15 protein-coding genes and 1 riboswitch are annotated in these 21,004 nt (G+C 74.1%); of the genes, 5 read left to right on the top strand and 10 right to left on the bottom strand.

Annotated features, from left to right (window positions below):
• Positions 1-369: 369 nt before the first annotated feature.
• The 7 genes from PYV61_RS05410 to PYV61_RS05380 form a co-directional block, all read right to left on the bottom strand.
• Positions 370-978 (bottom strand): C40 family peptidase, encoded by a 609-nt coding sequence (locus PYV61_RS05410; RefSeq protein WP_275829083.1) that lies wholly within the window; start codon positions 976-978, stop codon positions 370-372.
• A gap of 194 nt (positions 979-1,172) precedes the next feature.
• The gene (locus PYV61_RS05405) at positions 1,173-3,602 is read right to left on the bottom strand and encodes an ADOP family duplicated permease (protein WP_275829081.1); all 2,430 of its coding nucleotides are present in this window, start codon (positions 3,600-3,602) and stop codon (positions 1,173-1,175) included.
• 72 nt (positions 3,603-3,674) lie between these two features.
• A complete protein-coding gene (locus PYV61_RS05400) occupies positions 3,675-4,586 on the bottom strand; it encodes a glyoxalase superfamily protein (RefSeq protein WP_275829079.1) in 912 nt (303 codons plus the stop codon).
• A 3-nt stretch (positions 4,587-4,589) separates the two neighbouring features.
• Positions 4,590-5,999 (bottom strand): serine hydrolase domain-containing protein, encoded by a 1,410-nt coding sequence (locus PYV61_RS05395; protein ID WP_275829078.1) that lies wholly within the window; start codon positions 5,997-5,999, stop codon positions 4,590-4,592.
• A 137-nt stretch (positions 6,000-6,136) separates the two neighbouring features.
• Positions 6,137-6,955 (bottom strand): alpha/beta hydrolase, encoded by an 819-nt coding sequence (locus tag PYV61_RS05390; RefSeq protein WP_275829077.1) that lies wholly within the window; start codon positions 6,953-6,955, stop codon positions 6,137-6,139.
• 153 nt (positions 6,956-7,108) lie between these two features.
• A complete protein-coding gene (locus tag PYV61_RS05385; protein ID WP_275829075.1) occupies positions 7,109-8,698 on the bottom strand; it encodes a hypothetical protein in 1,590 nt (529 codons plus the stop codon).
• A 70-nt stretch (positions 8,699-8,768) separates the two neighbouring features.
• Positions 8,769-11,924, bottom strand: a complete 3,156-nt coding sequence (locus PYV61_RS05380) for a SusC/RagA family TonB-linked outer membrane protein (protein ID WP_275829073.1) — start codon at positions 11,922-11,924, stop codon at positions 8,769-8,771.
• Positions 11,925-12,176: 252 nt separating this feature from the next.
• Here PYV61_RS05380 and pnuC point away from each other — a divergent pair, with 252 nt between their 5' ends.
• The 4 genes from pnuC (at position 12,177) to PYV61_RS05360 (ending at position 16,457) form a co-directional block, all read left to right on the top strand.
• Positions 12,177-12,764, top strand: a complete 588-nt coding sequence (gene pnuC, locus PYV61_RS05375; RefSeq protein ID WP_275829071.1) for a nicotinamide riboside transporter PnuC — start codon at positions 12,177-12,179, stop codon at positions 12,762-12,764.
• A 28-nt stretch (positions 12,765-12,792) separates the two neighbouring features.
• On the top strand, positions 12,793-13,737 hold the full coding sequence (locus PYV61_RS05370; RefSeq protein WP_275829069.1) for a nuclear transport factor 2 family protein: 945 nt from the start codon (positions 12,793-12,795) through the stop codon (positions 13,735-13,737).
• A 91-nt stretch (positions 13,738-13,828) separates the two neighbouring features.
• A riboswitch (cyclic di-GMP riboswitch) is annotated at positions 13,829-13,927 on the top strand.
• Positions 13,928-14,000: 73 nt separating this feature from the next.
• Positions 14,001-15,566 (top strand): S8 family serine peptidase, encoded by a 1,566-nt coding sequence (locus PYV61_RS05365; protein WP_275829067.1) that lies wholly within the window; start codon positions 14,001-14,003, stop codon positions 15,564-15,566.
• 297 nt (positions 15,567-15,863) lie between these two features.
• Positions 15,864-16,457 carry a PEP-CTERM sorting domain-containing protein gene (locus PYV61_RS05360; RefSeq protein WP_275829065.1) on the top strand — a complete coding sequence of 198 codons (594 nt, stop codon included), beginning with the start codon at positions 15,864-15,866 and terminating at the stop codon, positions 16,455-16,457.
• 183 nt (positions 16,458-16,640) lie between these two features.
• On the opposite strand, the gene PYV61_RS05355 is transcribed toward PYV61_RS05360, so the two are convergent.
• The 3 genes from PYV61_RS05355 to PYV61_RS05345 form a co-directional block, all read right to left on the bottom strand.
• Complete coding sequence (locus tag PYV61_RS05355; protein ID WP_275829063.1) at positions 16,641-17,339, bottom strand: PEP-CTERM sorting domain-containing protein; 699 nt, start codon at positions 17,337-17,339, stop codon at positions 16,641-16,643.
• A gap of 258 nt (positions 17,340-17,597) precedes the next feature.
• Positions 17,598-18,341, bottom strand: a complete 744-nt coding sequence (locus tag PYV61_RS05350; protein WP_275829062.1) for a PEP-CTERM sorting domain-containing protein — start codon at positions 18,339-18,341, stop codon at positions 17,598-17,600.
• Between the two features lie 437 nt (positions 18,342-18,778).
• Positions 18,779-19,522 carry a PEP-CTERM sorting domain-containing protein gene (locus PYV61_RS05345; protein WP_275829060.1) on the bottom strand — a complete coding sequence of 248 codons (744 nt, stop codon included), beginning with the start codon at positions 19,520-19,522 and terminating at the stop codon, positions 18,779-18,781.
• 245 nt (positions 19,523-19,767) lie between these two features.
• Between PYV61_RS05345 and PYV61_RS05340 the strand changes: the two genes are divergently transcribed.
• Positions 19,768-21,004: serine/threonine-protein kinase (locus PYV61_RS05340; protein WP_275829058.1), on the top strand; the 1,237-nt coding region annotated here is incomplete at its 3' end.

Here is a 21,004-nt window from a genome sequence, read left to right as displayed (position 1 = left end):
CGCCTCGGCGGAGAGCACCGCCGGCGCGGCGGCCGGCGTCGTGTCGGCGGGGATCGTGTCGGCGACCGCGCGCACGACGACCGGCGCGTGCGTCGCGGGGCGGGCGGGGGCGCGACCGGCGAGGGCGAGCGCCGCCGAGGCGCAGAGGGCGGAGCGGAGGAGGATCGGCATATGGGGGCAGCGCGCGGGGCGCAGGTGGTCGTGTGGGATGGCGCCGGCCGGCTGACCGACGGCGCGCATCGTACGGCCGCCCCCTCACCACATTCTCTCCCGCCCCGCCTCCGCGATCACTCCCCGATCTCTACGACAGGAATCGGATGCACCGGATCAGATCTGATCCGTCCGATCCGACTCCCTGCCGGTGCCGTGCTACGGCCGCGGCGCCCGGTCCGGCGGATCGAGCCGCACCTCCGCCAGCCCCAGCGACTCGAGCAGCCCGCGCGCGATCGCCGGCCCGCGGTCGCTGACGCGCCGCACCGCCACCAGCCGCTCGCGGTACCACCGCCCGCGCTGCGTGCCAAGGTCGTCGTAGCGCACCCCGCCCCCGCTCGACGAGGAGTGGAGGATGCGCCCGTCGCCGGCGTAGAACGCGACGTGGCTGACCGCCTCCCCCGGGTTGGCGAACATCACGAGGTCGCCGGGCGACGCCGCGTCCCACCGCGTCGGCCGCCGGGTGCCGGCCACTGCCTGCTGCCGCGACGTGCGCGGGAGGCGCACCCCCTCCTTCCCGTACACGTACTGCACGTACCCCGAGCAGTCGAACCCCGTGCTGGGCGAGGTCCCGCCCCACTTGTAGCGCACGCCGAGGTAGTCGTCGGCCGTGCGCAGCACGCGCGCCGGCGGATCCGGGGCGCGCCTCGGCTCTGGAACCGGGATGGGGATCCGGATCGGCACGCGGGCCACGGTCGTGGTGCAACCGGCGGCGGCGAGCGCGCACGCCAGCACGGCGGCGCGCATGGAGGGAGTGCGGGCGGACATCGGGGCTCCTGCGGAACGTCACCCGAGCCCGGTGCACGTCCCCCTCCAATCCGGGGAGCGATCCTAACTCACGATCGGATCGTGAGTTGTCGTGCGCAGCCCCTCATGCACCGTCGCCCGCCGGAGACAGTGGCTGTCCGGGGAATCGGATCGAACGGATCAGATCTGATCCTTCGGATCCGATTCCCCAGCTCTCACTCGGCGCGCAGGGCCTGGATCGGCTCGATCCGCGCCCCGGACCGCGCCGGCAGCAGCGCCGCGACCGCCGACACCGCGAGCAGGACCACGACCACCACCGCCAGCGTCCCCGCGTCCGTCGGCGCGACGCCGTAGAGCAGCACCGCCAGCGCGCGGTTCGCAGCCAGCGCGCCGAGCAGCCCGAAGCCCGCGCCGGCCGCGCTCACCACCAGCGCGCGCCGCACGACGAGCCACGCCACGTCGCGCCCCGACGCGCCGAGCGCCATGCGCACCCCCAGCTCGCGCGTGCGCTGGCGGACCGTCGTCGCCATCGTCCCCGCCAGCCCGACCGCGGCCAGCAGCACCGCCGCGCCGGCGAAGCAGGCCAGCAGCAGCGCGTTGAGGCGCAGCTGCGCGAGCAGCGCGGCGCGCAGCGTCTCGAACGGCGTGGCGCTCGCCAGCGCGACCCCGGGCGCCGCCTCGGCGATCGCGGCGCGCAGCGCGGGGGCGACGGTCGCCGGCGTGCCCGCGGCGCGGATCACCAGCGTCGTCGGCGTGAACGGGAAGAACGACTGCGCGAGCGGGAAGTACACGCTCGGCCGCGCCTCGCGCAGGTCCCGGTAGCGCGTCTCCGGCACCACCCCCACCACCGTGAAGGCGCGCCGCGCCTGCGGGGGGCCGAGCTGCAGCCGCTTCCCGACCGCGTCCGCGCCGCCCCAGTAGAACCTCGCCGCCGACTCGCTGAGCATCACCACCGGGAGCGCGCCCTGCCGGTCCGACTCGGCGAACGCGCGCCCGCGCAGCAGCGGGAGGCCGAGGGTGGCGAAGTAGTCGGGGGTGACCACCTCCATGTTGAGCAGCGGGTTCGCCGCCGCGGCGCGCGCGTCCTGCCCCTCCGCCTCCAGCCGGCCGTCCCACCCGCCCGAGCCGGCGTACGGCACCGCCACCACCGGCGACGCGCCGCGCACGCCGGGGAGGGCGCGCACCGCCGGCAGCAGCTGGTCGAGCATCGCCGCCTGCTTGGCCGGCGTGTCGTACGCGTCCTGGCGCAGCGCCAGCTCGGCGACCAGCAGCCGCTCGCCGTCGAACGCGAGGTCGGCCGTCTCGAGGTTTCGCATCGTGCGCCCGAGCAGCGCGGCCGCCGAGAGCACCACGAGCGCCAGCGCCACCTGCGCGGCGACCAGCCCCTCGCGCAGCGCCCGCGCGCCGCGGCGCGCGCCGTCGCGCGCGCCGGCGCGCAGCGTCACCTGCACGTCGACGTTCGACGTCACCACCGCCGGCGCCACCGCGAACAGCAGCGTCGCCGCGCCCGTCACCGCGACCGCGAGCAGCAGCGCGGCCGCGTCGGGGCGCACCTCCTCCAGCCGCGGCAGCCCCGCCGGCGCGAGCGCGACGAAGCCGCGCACCGCCGCCCACGCCACCCCCGCGCCCAGCACGCCGCCGATCGCGGCCAGCAGCGCGTGCTCCGTCAGCAGCTCGCCGACCACGCGCGCGCGGTCGGCGCCGAGCGCCGCGCGCACCGCCACCTCGCGCTCCCGCCCGAGGCCGCGCGCCAGCAGCAGGTTGGCCACGTCGAGGCAGGTCACGAGCAGCAGCAGCGCCGACGCCGCCGCGAACGCGAGCAGCGCCGGGCGCGCGTCGCCGAGCCCCAGCGCCGCCGCCGGCGTCGCCACGCCGCGCAGGTCGGCCAGCCACGCCGGACCCTCGTGCGTCGCGTACCACCGCGTCACCTCGGCGGCCGCCGCCCCGGGCGCGGCGCCGGGGGCGAGGCGCGCGACGACGTCGACGTGCGCGACCACCGAGTCGGTCCCCGGGATCGTCTTCGCCGGCACCAGCGGCGCCCAGAAGTCGGTGCCGCGCGGCAGGTCGAGCCCCGGCGGCATCACGCCGACGACCGTGTGCGCGACGCCGTCGGCGTGCAGCCGCAGCGAGCGCCCCACCGCCGCCGGGTCGCCGCCGAACTGGCGCCGCCACGCGGCGTGGCTCAGCACGATCACCGGCGCCGCGCCCACGACGTCGTCCTCGGGGCGCAGCGCGCGGCCGAGCAGCGGGCGGGCGCCGAGCACGTCGAAGAAGTTGCCGCTGACATGCGCGCGGGCGAGCCGCGTCAGCCCCGTCCCGTCGAGCACCGCGGCCGGGCGCGCCCCCTCGTACGCCGCGTACGCCGCGGCGCGCACCGCGCGCGACCCGGCCGCGAACGCGCGCGCGTCGTCGAGCGCGAACGGCAGGTGCGCGAAGCTCCCGTCGCGCCGCTCGGCCCACAGCACGGCGACGCCGTCCTGGTCGCGCATCGGGAGGTCGCGCACGAGCAGCGCGTTGGCGACGGTGAACACCGCCGTCGCCAGCCCGATCCCGAGCGCCAGGGTGAGCGCGGCCGCGGCGCTGAAGCCGGGGGTGCGGCGGAGCGAGCGGAGCGCGACGCGGACGCGCGCGATCGGGTCGGGCACGGACACCTCTCGGCTGGGGGGCGACGGGCGGAGCGCGAAGCTACGCCCGCGCTCGCGCCGCGGCGAGCGGCCTCAGCCCCCCAGCTCGAGCCCGATCTCGCGCACGAGCTTCCAGACCGACGGATCGTCGGTGGCGTCGGACGCCTTGCGCGCCGCCGCGAGCCACTCGCGGGCCCGCGTCAAATCATTGTTCGAGCGCCACGCCATCCGCGCCGACCACGCCGCGCTCACCGCCAGCCCCGGCGTGTCGCCCACCGCCTCGTACGCGCGCGCGGCCGCTTCCCAGAGGGTGCGGGCGCGGGTGTGGTCGCCGTCGCGGACGGCGGATTCGGCGGCGGAGCGCAGGGTGCGGGCGCGTTCTTCCGCGCTGACGGCGGGAGTCGTAGGAGCGGGAGTCGACACGGCGGGAGTCGTACCCGCGCCGGTCGTAGTCACGACTCCCGCGGTATCGACTCCCGCCGTCACGACTCCCGCCGTGTCGGACGTCCAGCTCCCGTCGTCCGCCACGCGCCACAGCACGCCGTTCATGTCCTTCCACGGCCCGTGCGCCACCCCCGGCTTCGGGTCGGAGCCGAGCCGCAGCACGTTGCCGTCCGGGTCCTCCACCTGCAGCTCGAGCGCCCAGGCGAAGTTCGTCGGCGGCTGCCGGATGGTCGCGCCGCGCGCGCGCAGCTCCTCGTGCAGCGCCTCGGCGTCGCTCACGCCCACCCACGCCCACGTCACCGGCGTCCCCTGGTCGTTCTCGGACAGGAACAGCGACACGCCGCCGCGCGTCACCGACGCGATGCTCCCGGGGTAGTGCCAGTCGACCGCGAAGCCGAGCCGCTCGACGTAGTACGCGACCGCCGCGTCGAGCGCCGCCACGCGGAAGATCGGGCACACGCCGCCGAACACCACGCCCGCGCGGTCCCCGCTCCCGCCGTCCCCGCTCCCGCCGTTGCCGCTCCCGCCGTTGCCGCTCCCGCCGTTCCCCGGATCTCCCATGCCTCACTCCTGGCGCTGCGCGCCCCCGGCGGCCGCCGCGGGGGCGGGCGCCGTGCGGGCCGCGATCGAGTAGACGACGCGGTTGTCGGCGCGCAGCGCGGTCACCGGCCCGCCGGCGCGCGCGCGCACGAAGGTGTAGCGCCCGGGGCCGCGCCCGAACGTGTCGCCGCCGAGGTAGACGAGCGGCTCCGGCGGCCCGCCGTTCACGCGCAGCGCGAGCGGCGTCGTGTCGCCCGCCGCGATCACGAACGTCTGCGGCCGCCCGCGCCCGATCCCGCGGTACTCGCCCGCGTAGTCGGCCGCGCGCCCGCGGAACGCCGGGCGCTTCGGGGTGCGGTCGCCGAGCAGCGCGTGCACGATCCGCCCCGTCAGCGCCTCGGGGCGCACCGGGCCTGCCGTGTTCACCAGCACCGCGATCGCGATCGAGTCCTCGGGGAGCCACGCCAGCTCGGTGGAGAAGCCGGGGATGTCGCCGCCGTGGTGGACCACGGGGTGCCCGGCCATCGAGTCGTTGACGAACAGCCCCTTCGCGTACCGCAGCGGCGTCCCGTCGGCGAGGCGCCCCGGCGTCAGCAGCTCGCGGTACGCCGTCGGCCGCAGGATGCGCCCGTCGTGAAGCGCGCGCGTCCACGCCACGAGGTCGCGCGCCGTGCTGCACAGCGACCCCGCCGCGTACGGCCACGTGTGGTCGATGTAGTCGGCGCGGCGCAGCCCGGCGCGCGACAGCTGGTAGCCGCGCGCGCGGTGCGGCACGACGTCGCCCTGGCTGCAGTAGCGCGAGTCGCGCATCCCCGCCGCGTCGAACAGGTTCGCCTTCACCACCTCGGCGTACGAGCGCCCCGTGACCTTCTCGATGATCAGCCCGAGGAGGAAGTACGCCGAGTTGTTGTACGCCTGCGCCGCGCCGGGCTCGAAGTCGAACGGCTTGGACGCGAACAGCGCCACCAGCGTGTCGCGCGGCAGCTCGCGCGGGGCGATCGCGCCGAACTCCGCGATCTCGGTGTAGCCGCGGATCCCCGACGTGTGGTCGAGCAGCCGGCGGACGGTCACCGTGCGCCCCTGCGTCGGGTAGTCCGGCAGGTACCTCGTCACCGGGTCGTCGAGCGCGACCTTCCCCTGCTCGACCAGCTGCAGCAGCGCGGCGGCGGTGAACTGCTTGGTGACCGACCCGATCTCGTACACCGCGTCCGCCGGCGTCGGCAGGTCGAACTCGAGGTCCGCCTTCCCGTACCCCTTCAGCACCAGCGTCTCGGCGCCGCGCGTCACGGCGACCGTCATCCCCGCCGCCTGCGTCCACCCCGGCGCGCTCGCCGCGACCACCGAGTCGACGACGGCCTGCGCGCGGGCGCGGGTGACGGGCTGTGCCCCCAGCGGGGCGGCGAGGAGCAGCGGAACGAGGAAGCGCAGACGCATCGGGGCGGCCGGGTCGGGGAATCGTGGTCCCCAACATACGGCCGCCCCGGGCGATTGGCTTCAGTTCAAGAGCCAGGAATCGGATGAGGCGGATCAGATCTGATCCGTCTCATCCGATTCCTGGCTGTTGCCGAGCCTCAGCCCCCGACGAAGTCCACGAGGAGCTTGTTGAGCGCGCTCGCGTGCGTCGCCGCGAAGCCGTGGGGCGCCCCCTTGAGGACCTCCAGCCGGCTCCCGGCGATCATCTCGTGGCTCTTCTTCCCCGAGATCTCGAGCGGCACGATCTGGTCCTTGTCGCCGTGCGCGATCAGCGTCGGCACCGTGAACTTCTTCAGGTCCGCGCGGAAGTCGGTCGTCCCGAAGGCGACGATGCACTGCTGCGTCCCGACCGGCGACGCCGGCCAGGCGATCGACTTGGAGTACGGCACCAGGTCGTCGCTCGCCTCGCCCGGCTTGCCGTTGTAGAACTTCTCGAAGAAGCCGTCGAGGAACCCGATGCGGTCCTTCGTGACCCCGGCCAGCATCTCGTCGAACACCGCCTGCGGCGCGCCGTCGGGGTTGTCGGCGGTCTTCAGCAGGAAGGGCGGCACGGCGCCGAGCAGCGCGGCCTTCGCCACGCGCTCCTGCCCGTACCGCCCGACGTACCGCGCCACCTCGCCGCCGCCCATCGAGAACCCGGCCAGCACCGCGCCCCGCAGGTCGAGGCGCGTCATCAGGTCGTTGAGGTCCGAGGCGAAGGTGTCGTAGTCGTACCCGCCCGCCGGCCGTCCCGAGTCGCCGAAGCCGCGCCGGTCGTACGCGACCACGCGGTGCCCCGCCTCGAGCAGGGCGTTGATCTGCGACTCCCACATCCGGTGGCTCAGCGGCCACCCGTGGATGAGCACGACGGGCGTGCCCTGCCCGAGGTCCTGGTAGAAGAGGGTCGTCGGGGACTGGCTGGTCTCGATGGTCGGCATGAACCTGGGAGCTGGGTGAAGGTGTGCCCGCCTGCGGCGAATGTCGGGCCAACCTTCCGCGCTCCCGGCCGAGATCGCCTGCGACCTACGACCTGCGACCTGCGACCTGCGACCCAACAGCCGCGGTTGGGTCGCAGGTCGCAGGTCGCAGGATCAGTTAGGACACCGCGCGAGCGCCACCGGGCACCGCTCCGGGTCCGGCGCCGGCGCGCTCGACTGCCCGCCCGGCCCGCCGTACGTGTAGAGCTCGCGCTGCAGCGTCCCGAGCTCGCGCCCCGGCACCGGCAGCTGCAGCACCGTGTTCTCCGGGAGCGTCTGCCAGCCGCGGGCGTCGAAGAACGCCAGCACGCCGCTGACGCCGAGCATCTCGATCCGCTTCTCGTAGCGCAGCGCGTCCCACAGCGAGCCGCACTGGCCGTTCAGCTTGCGCGGCACGCACCCCGCCTCGTCGGGCGGGCCGGCGACCGTCACCGGGGCCAGCTCGCCGTTGGCGACGCGCGTCTTGTTGATCAGCGGCACCGCCTCCGCCGCGCGGTTGAGCCGGATCAGCCCCTCCGCCTTCGTCAGGTCCATCTCCGCCACCGTCAGCGCGGGCTGCGGGCCCGTCTGCCAGGTGTTGCCGGTGCCGAAGCGGCGGAAGAAGTAGTGCGAGAAGCGGTACGAGCCGCGCGCGATCTGGAAGATGTTGTTCGCGTTGTAGCCCACGTACTTCCCGGGCTGCGTCGGCTGCCCCGCCGGGTGGATGCGGCGGTCCTTGGTGCGGATCTGGAACGCCTGCCGGCTGGCGATCGGCGTCGCCGCCCAGTTCACGAACCCCTGCGTCGAGTCGGCCGGGCCGAGCAGCCAGTTGCTCGGGCGCCCGAAGTCGGACGGCGGGCCGGTGCGGACGCGCGCGATCAGGCGCTTCCAGTCGTCCCACAGCACGTCGGGCTGCGCCACCGGCGCGAAGTCGGCCGTGATCCCGGCGTCGACGCGGCGCACCACGTCGGCCCAGTCCACCGCCGCGCGCTCGGCGCGCGTGCGCGGGACGTTGGCCTTGATGCGCGCCGAGAACGAGCTGGCGAGCTGCGCGAGCTGCTGGCTGGTCATCCCCTGGAACAGCCAGGACTCGACCGGCAGCGTGAACGTGCTGGCGCGGGCGATCGCCGACGCCGAGTCGAGCTGCGCCACGGCGGCGCGCGCCACGTCCTGGTAGCCGGCGAGCGTCGGCGTGACGAGCGTCTCCAGCGGCACCTTCTCGTCGATGACGGCCGCCGAGTCGAAGTAGAGCGCCAGATACCCGTAGCTGATCCCCTGGATGAACTTCCCGACCGCGCGCGTGCGCGCCGTGCGCGCCGCGTCGCCGATCACCAGCCCCGAGTCGATCGCGGTGAGCGCGTCGTTGACGGTGGAGATGGTCGCGTAGAGGTCGTACCAGGGCTCCTCGGCGACGTCGTTGCGCGCGTTCACCGGGCTGTTGTTCCAGGCCGCGCGCGGCTCCGCGGAGAGCTCGAGCTGCCCGAAGTCGGCGAAGCCCGAGGTGATCTCGTTGGCCATCGTGGAGAGGGCCCACGACGGGTAGTCGTCGTGGCCGCCGTTCTGCCACCAGTTGCGGAAGGAGGTCGAGACGAACGACTCGGCCGACGTCGCCTGCTGCGTGGCGCGGCCGCGGTCCGGCTCGTTCGGGTTGGTCACGGCGAGGTCCTGGCACGCCCCCGCGGTCAGCACGCCGCCGGCGACCAGGGCGATCTTGAATCGACGCATAAGACTCCGAGAGGCTGCGGTCTGCGGGCTGCGGGTTTCGAATCCGCGGTCCGCCGTCCGCAGCACCAGTTCAGAAGGTGATCTGCACGTTGCCCGTGATCGTCCGGTAGCGCGGGTAGTCGAAGGCGTCGATGCGCACCAGCGGCGCGTCGGCGTCGCCGGCGACCTCGGGGTCGTAGCCCTTGTACTTGGTCCACGTGAGCAGGTTGCGGCCGATCAGCCCGACGCTCACCCCGCTCGCGCCGAGGCGCGACAGCGGCCCGAGCGCGCGGCTGCCGAACTGGTAGCGCACCGACAGCTCGCGCAGCTTCACGAAGCTCGCGTCCTCGACGAAGTAGTCCGTCGGGTCGGCGGCCGAGTACAGGTTCACGTAGTAGTCGAACACCTTCTTGAGCTCCTGCGGCTTGCCGACCTGGTCGACGTCGCCGCTGCGCCCCCACTGGTACATGCGCTGGTTGGTCTGGTTGTAGGCGTCGCCGCCCACCACCGCGTCCAGCAGCCCGTAGAAGCTGAAGCCGCGCCACTGCACGTTGTTCGACCAGCCGACGTGGAAGTCGGGCGTGCCGTCGCCGATGCGCACGACGCGCGCGTTGCCGGCGCCGTCCTTCAGCGTGATCGGCATCCCCCACTGGTAGTTCGCCGTGCCGATCGTGGTCGTCGTGCCCCACAGCTGCTTGGTCTCGCCCTCGGTGTACTGGTTCCCCGGGCCGACCCACACCAGCAGCCCCTCGTCGTTCACCGCGAACTCCGAGGCGCGCGCCGACGCGTCGGCCGGCAGCTCGCCCTGCCCCTTGATGAAGCGGAAGCCGTACATCGCCTGCAGCGGCTCGCCGGCGCACAGGTACTGGATCTCGTTGCGCTGGAAGCACTGCCGGCCGAACTCGGTGATCCGGTTGCGCGACCGGTCGGCCACGAGCCCCATGCGCCACGTCAGGTTGCGCCCGCGCAGCACCTGCGCCTCGAGCGTCGCCTCGAGCGTGTTCCCCTCGACGGTGCCGGCGTTCTGCCACTGCGTCTCGTAGCCGAGCCCCGCGAACAGCGGCACCTGCACCAGCTGGTCGCGCACGCGGTTCCGCGCGTACGACAGCTGCAGCGAGTAGCGGTCCTTCACGATCAGGTCGAGGCCGGCCTCGGTCTCGGTGGCCAGCTCCGGCCGCAGGAAGCGGTTGCCGAGCGTCTGCTTCACCAGCCCGCCGCCGGTCACGAAGCCGAGCGTCTCGAACTGGTCCTCGAAGTCGGGGCGCCCGCCGGCCGTGCCGCGCGAGAGGCGCGGCTTGAACTCGGTGATGACGCCCTTGAACGGCCACCACGACTCCTCGCCCATCCGCCACGAGGCGCTGGCGCGGTAGTACGTGTTCCACCGCTCCTCGGGGCCGAACAGCGACGACCCGTCGCGGCGCACCAGCCCGTCCACGATGAAGCGGCCGCCGTACTCGCCGGCCAGCGACAGGATGTAGGAGTTGGTGCGGATCTCCTCGACGCTCGACTCCAGGAAGCGCTGCGTCGCGTTGTCGAGGCTCGACACGCCGGGCACCACGAGGTTCGTGCCGCGCGCCTCGCTCACGTCGTTGCTCTCGCGCTCCAGCAGCGCGCGGGCGGTCGAGCGCAGCGTCAGCTCGCCGAAGCGCTGCAGGAAGTTCACGCTGCCGCCGGCGTTCAGCGCGCTCGTGATGCCGGTGACCAGCTCGACCTCGCCCGGCCCGCCGATCCCCGGCGTCGAGAAGCCCTCGGTCTTGAGCCCCTGGTCGAGGAAGAAGCTGTTGCGCCGGTCGGAGCGGTCGTAGCTCACGTTGGCGTCGGCGCTCAGCCAGCCCAGCGGCGACCAGCGCGTCTCCAGGCTCCCCTGCGTGCGGGCGCGGCGCCGGCGGCGGTTCTCCGTCGCCAGCACGTACAGCGGGTTCTCCTCGCGCGCGTCGGCGTTGTCGGGCTGGAAGATGTACGGCGTGCCGTCCGGGTCGGGGACGCGCAGGTCGACGTCCGGCGACTGGTTGATCAGGTCGAAGAACGTGTCGCCGTACAGGTTCGCGCGGTTCGAGCGGCTGTGGTAGCCGCTGAACGACAGCTTCAGGTTCTCGCGCGCGTTGTGGTCGAGGTTCAGCCGCAGGTCGTTCTGCTGGTACGCGCCGCTGTTCAGCACGACGCCGTCCTCGCGGTTGTTCACCAGCGACATGAACCAGTTCGTGCGCCCGCCGTTCTGCGAGATGTTGACCGAGTTCTTGTAGAAGTTCCCGGGGTCGAAGAAGCGGTCGACCTGGTCGAAGGTCTCCGTCGGGTACGCGTTGTCCTGGAAGCGCAGGTGCGCCGCCTCGGGGACGCGCCCGACGCGCGTGGTGTCGCGGCCGGCGGCGTTCGCCCACCCGCCCGACGCGGTCTGCCGGAAGTAGTGGTACTTCGCCCAGTCGATCTCGCGGGCCAGCGAGTTGGAGCCGAACTCGGAGCGCGCGGTGACGCGCGTCGTGCCGGTCGCCTGGTCGGCGCCGCGGCGCGTGCGGATCTGGATGACGCCCGCCGAGGCGCGCGAGCCGTAGAGCGACGCCGCGGCGGCGCCCTTCACGATCTCGACGCTCTCGATGTCGAGCGCCTCGAGGTCGGCGCTCGACGCGTCGAACGACTGGCTCAGGATCACGCCGTCGACGACGACCAGCGGCGAGTTGCTCTTGTTGATCGACGTCGGCGAGCGGAGCACGACGTTCGTGCCGCTGCCCGGCTGCCCGCTCGGGATCACGGTCACGCCGGCGACCTTCCCCTGGATCGTCTCCACGGCGTTGGCCGCCGGGACGGGGGCGTTGGCGGCGTCGACGCGGCCGACGGTGAACGGGACGCGCGTGCCGCTCGTCGGGTCGACGACGCCCGTGGTCACCACGGCCTGCAGCGTCAGCGCGGCGGTGCGCATCGCCAGCGTCACCTCGGCGGCCGCGCCGGCGGTGATGGTCACGCGGCGCGTCACCGGGACGTAGCCGAGGCGGCGCCCCTCGACGGTCTGCGCCCCCGCCGGGACGTTGAGGAACGTGAAGCGCCCGTTCTCGTCGGTGAGCGTGCCGAGGCGGGTGCCGGCGACCTGCACCTGCACCTGCCCGAGCGCGCGGCCGCTGGCCGAGTCGGTGACGGTGCCGGTCAGGCGGCCGGTCCCCTGGGCGAGCAGGGGCGCGAACGCGGGGCTGGCCGCCAGCAGCGCGGCCAGGCCGAGGGCGCGCGCGAGCGGCGGGGGCGCGGGGCGTGGGGACATCTTCCCTCCGGAGGGAGCGGGGCGCGGCGCGCGGGCGGGGAGGCGCGCGACGCGGGGTGGTGGGTCGGACGGGGCGGGCACGCAGCAGGACGCGGCGCAACGTGGCGGACCACGCGCGCCCGCGAAAGCGGCCGTCGTTCGGGCGGACCTCGGCGCGGACGGCGAGGTCACCCGCGCACTCTACGTCCGACCCCCCGCGCGCGTTATGCCGCCCCGCTACTCTACCCGCACCCCCCCCGCCCCCGCCCCCGCGTGTCCCGTCTGGAGCTCTTCGCCGCCGTCGTCGGCGCCCTCAGCGTCTGGCTCAGCACGCGCCAGCGCCTGTGGGCGTGGCCGACCGCGATCGTGAACGTCCTGCTCTACGCGAAGATCTTCTTCGACGCGCGGCTGTACGCCGACATGGGGCTGCAGTTCGTCTACGCGGCGCTGTCGGTGTACGGGTGGTGGCAGTGGCGCTACGGCGGCGCGCAGCACACGCCGCGCCCCGTCACCCGCACGCCGGCGCGGCAGTGGCCCCTGCTCGCGCTGGCCGCCGCCGCCGGCGCGCTGCTCGTCGGCTGGTCGCTCGCCCGCTTCACCGACGCCGCCATCCCCTACCTCGACTCGGCGCTCACCGCCACGAGCCTGGTCGCGCAGTGGATGATGACGCGCAAGCAGCTCGAGAACTGGCTGTTGTGGATCGCCGTCGACGTCGTCTACGTCCCGGTGTACGCCGCGCGCGGGCTCCCCGCCACGGCGGTCCTGTACGCGGTCTTCCTCGCGCTGGCCGTCGCCGGGTACGCGGCGTGGCGGCGCGACTGGCAGGCGCGCCACGGCGCGCCGCTCCCCGCCCCCGCCTGACCCGCCGCCCATGCCGCCCATGCCGCCCATGCGCGCCCTCGCCCTTGCCGCCCTCCTCCTCCCGCTCCCCGTCGTCGCGCCCTCCCTCGTCGCGCAGGCGCCGGAGCGGGTGAGCAAGTCGGTCGCCGCCGGCGCCCCGGCCGACGCCGCCGGGACGCTCGACGCGGTGGTGGCCGCCGAGCGGGCGTACGCCGCCGACGCCGCCGCCCGCGGGATGCGCGAGGCGTCGCTGGCCGCCTTCGCCGACGACGGCGTCGTGTTCCGCGACCGGGTGGCGCTGGCCAAGCCGTGGTGGGCGGCCACCCCGCCGTCGCCCGAGGCGTACCGCTGGGCCCCGGCCACCGGCGCCGTCGCGGCCTCGGGCGACCTGGCCTACACCAGCGGTCCCTTCCTTTATAGCGCGACGCCGCAGGACCCGGCGGCCCCCGGCCACTTCGCCAGCGTCTGGACGCGGCAGGGGACGGGGCCGTGGAAGGTGCTGGTCGACGTCGGCGTCATGGGCGGGACGGCGGACCTCGCCGCCCCCTTCGTCCCCCGCGCGCTGGGCGCCGGCGGGGTGGGGGCGCGCGGCGCCGCCTCGTCGGCCGCCGTCGCCGAGGGGCAGCGGGCGATGCTGATCGTCGCCGACCGCGGGCTGGCCGCCGCCGTGCGCGCCGACGGGCCGGGGAAGGCGCTGGCCGGCGTGGCCGCCGACGACGTGCGGGCGCTCTGGCCCGGGGGCGCGGTGCTCGGGAAGGCGGCGGTGGACAGCACGCTCACCGCGCGCGCGGCCGGCGCGAGCTACGACTTCCAGACCGCCGAGGCGCGGGTGTCGCGCGCCGGGGACCTGGGGGTGACGTGGGGGAGCTATCAGGCGCGCCCGGGCGCCGACGGGGCGGGTGCGGCGGCGCGGGGGCACTACCTGCGGGTGTGGGCGCGCGAGGGGTTCGGGTGGCGGCTGCTGCTGGACGCCCTGTCGCCGGCGGGGATGTGACGAGCGCTACCATATCGTCGTCCCCCGCGTGAAGTCCCTCACACTCCCGTAGTCGGCACAGATCGCACGCGTCCGCGCTCCGCGGATCGGGTCGCGACAAAGGCAAACCCGGCGAAAGCCGGGGACGCAAAGCCACGGGGCTACCGTCCCGCCCAATCACGGGCAGGACCACGCCAGCCGGGTCGCCGAACGAACCGATACCGGAGACCGTCATGCTCGCGATCACCCGTCGGCCCGCACGCGCGGGTCGGCCCCAGGGCCCCGTGGCCCTCGGCCGTGGCCTCTCCGCCTCGGCCGCGCTCTCCGGCGCCCTGCTCCTCGGCGCCTGCCAGGACGCTCCCACCGGCGCCCAGGCGCCGGCGGCCGCCCCCCTCGCCGCCGCCCCGCGCGCGGCGGCCGTCCCCCGCGCGGCCGGCGAGATCATCCCCGGCCAGTACGTCGTGGTCCTGCGCGAGCGCGACGGCGCGGCCTCGCTGCGGGCGCGCAGCGACGTCACGGCGCGCGGCGGCACGATCCGCCACGTCTACAGCACGGTCCTCAACGGCTTCGCGGCCCGGATGACCGAGCGCGCCGCCCAGCAGCTGGCGCAGCACCCCGACGTCGACGCCGTCTACCCGGACCGCGTGATCGAGGCGACCGAGGTGCAGGACAACGTCCCGTCGTGGGGGCTGGACCGCGTCGACCAGGCGCCGCTCCCGCTCGACGGGGCGTACGGGTTCAGCGAGACCGGCGCCGGCGTGCACCTCTACATCGTCGACTCCGGGATCAACGCGGCGCACCCCGAGTTCGGCGGGCGCGCCAGCGGCGTGTACTCGGTCATCAACGACGGCAACGGCACCAACGACTGCAACGGCCACGGGACGCACGTCGCCGGGACGGCGGCCGGCGCGACGACCGGGCTGGCCCGCGGCGCGCAGGTGTACGCGGTGCGCGTGCTGGACTGCAGCAACCGCGGCTCGAGCAGCGGCTTCGCGGCGGGGCTGGACTGGGTGGCGAAGAACGCCAAGCGCCCGGCGGTCGCGAACATGAGCCTCGTGGTCTACGGCACCGACTCGTACTTCGACCAGGTGGTCGCGAACACGGTGGCGGCCGGGATCACGGTGGTGGTGGCGGCCGGCAACAGCGCCGCCGACGCCTGCACGATCTCGCCGTCGCGCACGCCGTCGGCGATCACGGTCGGCGCCTCGACCAGCGCCGACGCGCAGGCGGGCTTCTCCAACTGGGGGAGCTGCGTCGACCTGTACGCGCCGGGCGACTACATCGTCTCGAGCTACGGCTCGTCGTACGCGGCGATGTCGGGGACGTCGATGGCGGCCCCGCACGTGGCCGGCGCCGCGGCGCTGGTGCTCCAGGCCAACCCGACGGCGACGCCGGCGCAGGTGACGGAGCGGCTGCTCGCGAAGGCGACCAGCGGCCGCCTGGTCGGACTCGGCAACGGGTCGCCGAACCGGCTGCTCCAGACCACCGGGCTGGGCGAGCCGATGGCGGCCCCCGCGCCGGCCCCCGCCCCGGCCCCCGCGCCCGAGCCGACGCCGACCCCGGCGCCGGCCCCCGCCCCGACGACCACGGCGGCGCCCAAGGCGGCGTTCTCGGTGAGCTGCCCCGGGCAGCGGTCGTCCTGCGCCTTCGACGCCAGCACCTCGACCAGCGGCGCGGCGATCACCGGCTACAAGTGGGAGTTCGGGACGGGCGCGTCGGCGACGACGGCGGCGTCCAAGACCTCCTTCACCTACCCGGGGACGGGGAGCTTCACCGCCAAGGTGACGATCACCGACGCGCAGGGGCGGAGCTCGACGGCCAGCCAGACGGTCAAGATCCGGAAGGGCTGAGTCGCCCTTCCTGCCGCAGCACGGCGAGAACGGGGTCCGGGCGACGAGAATCGCCCGGGCCCCGTTCGATTTTCGACGTGTTCAGGGGGACTGTTGCACGCACGCTACTTGACTCTTTGGTCAGGTGGACCGATCATGGGCCCGCGACGTGACAAGGCCGACAGAGAACTGGCCGGCGTCACGACGCCTGTCCGGTGAGCCCCCCCAGCGCCTCCCCGGACGGGCGCGAACCGCAAGGCCCCTCGTCGGCACTCCGGTGCCGGCCGCCCTCCACGCACCGCACGGAAACGCACCCACATGAAGACCAAGCTCGCGGGGCTCCTGCCCCTGCTCGCGATCGCCGCGACGGCCGGCTCGGCGTCGGCCCAGCCGGCCGCCGGCACCTGCACCGACGCGCTCACGATGGTCAGCGCGCCGTTCTACCTCGACTGCGAGGGCGCGTTCACCGGCAACATCAACGGCTCGGCGTCGGAGCTCACCGCGCTCCAGACCTACTTCGGGTCGCAGACGGGGAACGCCGCCTGGACGTGGGTCGGCAAGTCGGACGACGGCGGCAACGGCCCGTTCACGGGCAGCGCGCCGGGCGGGAGCGCCACGGGCACGCTGACGCTCGACGCGCCGCTCTCGGGCTTCTTCGTCGTCGGCATCAAGCAGGCGAACTTCTTCAGCTACTACCTCTACAACGCGACGTCGCCGGTCACCTCGATCGCGATCGACTCGCGCGGCACGGCGCCGAACAACAACGGCTTCTCGCACGTCGGCCTGTACACGGCCCCGGGCGGCGGCGGCGGCGCGGGCTCGGTGGTGCCGGAGCCCTCGACCTACATGCTGCTGGGCACGGGCCTCGTCGGCCTGATGGGCGTCGCCGCCCGTCGTCGCCGCAACGGCTGATCGGTCACCGATCCCGGCAGGACGAAGCGGCGCCGCCCTCTCGAGGGCGGCGCCGCTTCGCATTCTGCGGTGGGCCGGGACGACGCGGGACCTCGGCCTCCCGCGACGGCCACGACGCGAACGGCCCCCGCACCGGAGTGCGGGGGCCGTTCGGGCGCCGCGGCCGGGGCCGCGGGGGAGTGCTCAGCTCTGGCGGCGGCGGCGGGCGACGCCGGCGAGGCCGAGCAGGCCCGTGCCGAGGAGCATGTAGGTCGACGGCTCGGGGACGACGCTGCCGCCGCCGCCGCCGCCGAACTCCGTGTCCGGGCGAGCGATGAAGATCGCCGTGTTGTTCGACGCGTGGTTCAGCAGGCCGTCGTTGTACGCGTAGTCCGAGCTGCCGCCCTTGACGTAGAAGTCGCCGTAGACCGGCGCGCGCGTCGAGAGGAACGAGATCACGAACGGCGACTGGCCGTCGATCGAGCCCGGGGTGTTGATCTTGACGCCGAAGATCTCCGGATCACCGGCCGGGAAGCCCGGGTTGCCCGCGCCGTCGGCGAAGGTGCCGAACTCGATCCCCGAGCTGGTCGCCTGGCCGTTCACCGTCACGCCGCTCACGCACGACGTCCAGTCCTGCTGGCAGTTCGAGCTCAGCGAGATGATCGCGTGGCTGATGCCGGCGCCCGTGAAGTTCGAGAACGTGTAGGTGTAGCGGAGCAGGTTCCCCTCCTGGGTGATGTTCCACGCCAGGGAGAGGTTCGTGTAGGCGCCACCCGTCTCGGTGTTCGGCGAGGCGATGCTGCCCGTGTTCGGGGCGGTGGTGTTGAACACCTGCGCCTCGGCGGCGGAGGCGGTCGCGACCAGCGCGACGGCGGCGGTGGAGCGGAGGAGCGTGCGGATCATGGAGGACCTCGGGGGTGTGTCGGCGACCGCGGCGTCGCGGTCCGGCGCGAGCGGATTGAAGCGTGGGGGGAATGTCGGGTCTCCGGGCGAGTCGCGCAATCGCGCAACACATCGACACTTACGTTGCGCCAGCGCTACGAAAACCGCCTCGGTCCGGCCATTCTGACTCGTCATTCATGGAGCGTCGGAGCGCCGAACGGCCCCGGCGCCGGAGCGCCGAGGCCGTTCGGTGGTGCGTCGGAGCCGCGAATCCGCCGGTCAGCCCTGGCGACGACGGCGGCGGGCGACGCCGGCGAGGCCGAGGAGGCCCGTGCCGAGGAGCATGTAGGTCGACGGCTCGGGGACGACGTTGCCGCCGCCGCCGCCGCCCGGGACCATCTCGCAGTCCTGCCCGCTCACGCCGGGGATCGTGTAGCACTTGTACGAGCCCGGGGCGCCGTTCGCCTCGGAGACGCCCTGGAAGCGCACCGCGAGGTTGAGGGCGTTGATGTCCACGTTCATGACGTTCGTGAACGTGACGCGCAGGTACGTGTTGGTCGGCGTGACGCAGGTCGGGATGTCGACGTTGTCGCCGTTCGTCATGTTGAAGCCGCACGGCGTCAGCCCGTCGTCGCCGAACGAGAACTCGACGCCCGAGTTCGGGGTGTTGAGCCCCGGCACCGCGGCCTGCGTGATCCCGAAGTCGGTCGGGACGGCGACGAAGTTCGTCCCGTTGTAGTACTGCAGCGTCGGCGTCCCGTAGGACTCGACGCCCGCGTCGACCGGCGACTCGAAGAGCCCGAAGCCGGTGATCTGCGAGTAGAAGTTGAGCGGCGAGACGCTCCCGCGGTTCTGCAGGTCGACGGTGAGCGTGCTCGGACCCGTGAACGTCAGGGTGGAGAAGAAGCAGACGAAGTCGTCGGTGCTGCACATGCTGTACGACTTCGTCTGGGCGTCAGCGACGTTCGCGCTGGCCGCCAACGCGGCGACGGCAGCGGTGGTGCGGAGGAGCCGGCGGATCATGGGGACCTCGAGGGGGTGGTCGGGCGACCGCGGCGTCGCGGCCCGATGCGAAGGGGTTGTTGCGTGGCACCAATGTCATGGTCCCCTTGCGCCCGCGCAATCACGCAACACCTCGACAGCATTGTTGCTCCCGCACAACGAAAAACGGGTGATTCTGCCTCACATTTCGCCATCATCACATGAATCGGTGACGACGATCACGGGTGCGGCATGGACGGATGATGCTTCCGTCATCATCGGTGCGAGAGGCGTCCCCGACGTGGGACAGCTGCGGCGCGTTGGACACCGATCCGTTTCATCGCCGCGACCGAGGCAGCGCTGTCGAGCTCGCCTATATAAGGATTGTCAGGCTCGCCGTCTGCTCCCCACGTGCGAAACGGCGCCGCCCCCGGGGGGCGGCGCCGTTTCGTTGGCGCGATGGTCGGCGGGGGTCAGTCTCAGACCGTGCGGCGACGGCGAGCGACGCCGGCGAGGGCGAGCAGCCCCGTGCCGAGCATGATGTAGGTGGACGGCTCGGGGACCACGTTGCCGGAGCCGCCGCCGCCCGGCGGGGAGCACCCCGGGGCGGTGCCGCCCGGCGGGCAGGAGTACCCGGTCGACTCCTCGTTCCCGGGCCCGAGGTTCTGGACGTGGAGGTCCAGCGTCAGCGTGGTGGCCGACGAGAGGTCGAGCAGCGAGCTGGAAGTGAAGCGGTAGTTCACGAAGCCGTTGTTGAAGGTCCCGCTCCAGAGCGTCTGCTCGCGTCCACCCAGCGCGCCACCCGTCCAGTCCTCGCTCACGACGCCGTTGTTGACGCCGGAGATGGAGAAACCGCCCGCGCCCGAGGGCCCCGGGATGTTGTTGGTGATCGACCAGCCCTCGTAGTCGTTGGCGCCGGCCGCCGACCCGACCTCGGCGACGAGCAGGTTGCTCGCCGTCGCCGTCGTGCCGCCGATCCCCACCGCGGTGATCGTCCCGTCGGGGTCCGTGCCGTTCTCGCCGGCGCGGTTCCACAGACGGAGGTCGTAGGTGGTCCCGCTCACCAGCGACAGCTGGGCGGAGATGCAGGTGGGCTGGGTGGCGATGCTGCCGCCGCCCGTGGTCGAGCAGATCAGGTTCCACTGCAACTGCGCCTGGGCGGGGCTCGCCAGAAGTGCGAGGCCCGCCACCCCAGTCACCACCCCGCCGATCCATCGCCGCATCGCATGCATCTTGCCACTCTCCTCTCGGTTTGCCTCTTGGCCGCCGCGCGGGTGCGGCGACTGGGCCATAATTGGGATCACAGGCGTGTTGCGCAATAGCCACAAATGTTCAGGTCGTGGCTGTCCTGCAACGGTTCGTGAACGGTGCCCCCCGTACGCCGACAGGTGAGCGTCAGCACGGCGCCCTCGCTCCCCACCCGCCCGGGCGCTATTCTCGACGGCATGTCCCGCCCCCGCCCCGCGCCGTGAGCGACGACGCCCCGCCGGCGCCGGCGTCCCCCGCGGACGACCCGTTCCGCGACGCCGTGGAGGCGGCGCTCACCCCCGCCTACGCCCTTGGGCGCGAGCTAGGCGGCGGGGGGATGAGCCGCGTCTTCCTCGCCGAGGAGCGGTCGCTGGGGCGGACCGTGGTGGTGAAGGTCCTGCCGCCCGACCTGGCCGCCGGCATCAACCGCGACCGCTTCCGGCGCGAGATCCAGCTCGCCGCGCGGCTGCAGCACCCGCACATCGTCCCGCTGCTGGCCGCGGGCGAGGTCGAGGGGTCGCTGTACTACACGATGCCCTACATCGACGGCGAGAGCGTGCGCGCCGCCCTCGGCCGCCGCCGCCGCTTCTCGGTGCGCGAGGTCGTGCGGCTGCTGCACGACGTCGTCGACGCGCTGGCGCACGCGCACGCGCGCGGGATCGTGCACCGCGACGTGAAGCCGGGGAACGTGCTGCTACAGGGGTCGCACGCGCTGGTCACCGACTTCGGCGTCGCGAAGGCGCTGAGCGCCGCCCGCCACGGGCACGGCACCGGGGCCGCGGACCCGCTGGTGACGGTCACCGGGGCCACCTCGACCGGGCTCGCGATCGGGACGCCGGCGTACATGGCCCCCGAGCAGCTGGCGGCCGACCCGCAGGCCGACCACCGCGTCGACCTGTACGCCGCGGGGCTGCTGGCGTACGAGCTGTGCACGGGGGCGTCGCCGTTCGTCGCCGAGTCGCCGCGGGCGACGCTGGCGGCGCAGCTGACGCGGATGCCGGAGCCGCTCCACCTGCTGCGCCCCGACGTGCCGCCGGCGCTGTCGGAGGTCGTGATGCGCTGCCTGGCCAAGGAGCCGGCCGACCGCCCGGCGACCGCGGAGGCGCTGCTGGCCGACCTGGAGGCGGCGACGCAGGGGGTGCAGCTCGCCGGGACCGACCGCGCCTGGGCGTCGGGGGAGTCGGACCCGCTGGGCGGGAGCACCCCGCGCAGTGGCGCGACGACACCCACGACCGGCACGGCGCCCACGGAGGCGTCGCGGCTGCCGGTCCTCGCGGGATCGGCCGGGTCGGCGGGGACCGCGGCGACGGCGGCGGTCGCGGCGGGGGCGGCGGGCCCGGTCGAGCGGCGGCACGCGTGGCTGGTGGCGGGGATCGTGACCGGGGCCGGGCTGGCGCTGCTGGCCGGCGTCGCCTTCTCGCGCGCGCGGCAGGGGGAGGTGGTCCCGCCGCCGGCCC

This window comes from Roseisolibacter sp. H3M3-2 (assembly GCF_029211165.1).
Taxonomy (GTDB): domain Bacteria; phylum Gemmatimonadota; class Gemmatimonadetes; order Gemmatimonadales; family Gemmatimonadaceae; genus Roseisolibacter.
The sequence above is the reverse complement of the archived record's forward strand: the minus strand, read 5'-3'. Positions and strand labels throughout refer to the sequence as shown.

What these genes read in the sequence shown, in the direction of transcription:
- PYV61_RS05380 (WP_275829073.1), bottom strand. Translation starts at nt 11,924, where the DNA reads ATGTCCCCACGCCCCGCGCCCCCGCCGCTCGCGCGCGCCCTCGGCCTG.
- PYV61_RS05410 (WP_275829083.1), bottom strand. Translation starts at nt 978, where the DNA reads ATGTCCGCCCGCACTCCCTCCATGCGCGCCGCCGTGCTGGCGTGCGCG.
- PYV61_RS05400 (WP_275829079.1), bottom strand. Translation starts at nt 4,586, where the DNA reads ATGGGAGATCCGGGGAACGGCGGGAGCGGCAACGGCGGGAGCGGCAAC.
- PYV61_RS05395 (WP_275829078.1), bottom strand. Translation starts at nt 5,999, where the DNA reads ATGCGTCTGCGCTTCCTCGTTCCGCTGCTCCTCGCCGCCCCGCTGGGG.
- PYV61_RS05360 (WP_275829065.1), top strand. Translation starts at nt 15,864, where the DNA reads ATGAAGACCAAGCTCGCGGGGCTCCTGCCCCTGCTCGCGATCGCCGCG.
- PYV61_RS05385 (WP_275829075.1), bottom strand. Translation starts at nt 8,698, where the DNA reads ATGCGTCGATTCAAGATCGCCCTGGTCGCCGGCGGCGTGCTGACCGCG.
- PYV61_RS05355 (WP_275829063.1), bottom strand. Translation starts at nt 17,339, where the DNA reads ATGATCCGCACGCTCCTCCGCTCCACCGCCGCCGTCGCGCTGGTCGCG.
- PYV61_RS05350 (WP_275829062.1), bottom strand. Translation starts at nt 18,341, where the DNA reads ATGATCCGCCGGCTCCTCCGCACCACCGCTGCCGTCGCCGCGTTGGCG.
- PYV61_RS05390 (WP_275829077.1), bottom strand. Translation starts at nt 6,955, where the DNA reads ATGCCGACCATCGAGACCAGCCAGTCCCCGACGACCCTCTTCTACCAG.
- PYV61_RS05370 (WP_275829069.1), top strand. Translation starts at nt 12,793, where the DNA reads ATGCGCGCCCTCGCCCTTGCCGCCCTCCTCCTCCCGCTCCCCGTCGTC.
- PYV61_RS05345 (WP_275829060.1), bottom strand. Translation starts at nt 19,522, where the DNA reads ATGCGGCGATGGATCGGCGGGGTGGTGACTGGGGTGGCGGGCCTCGCA.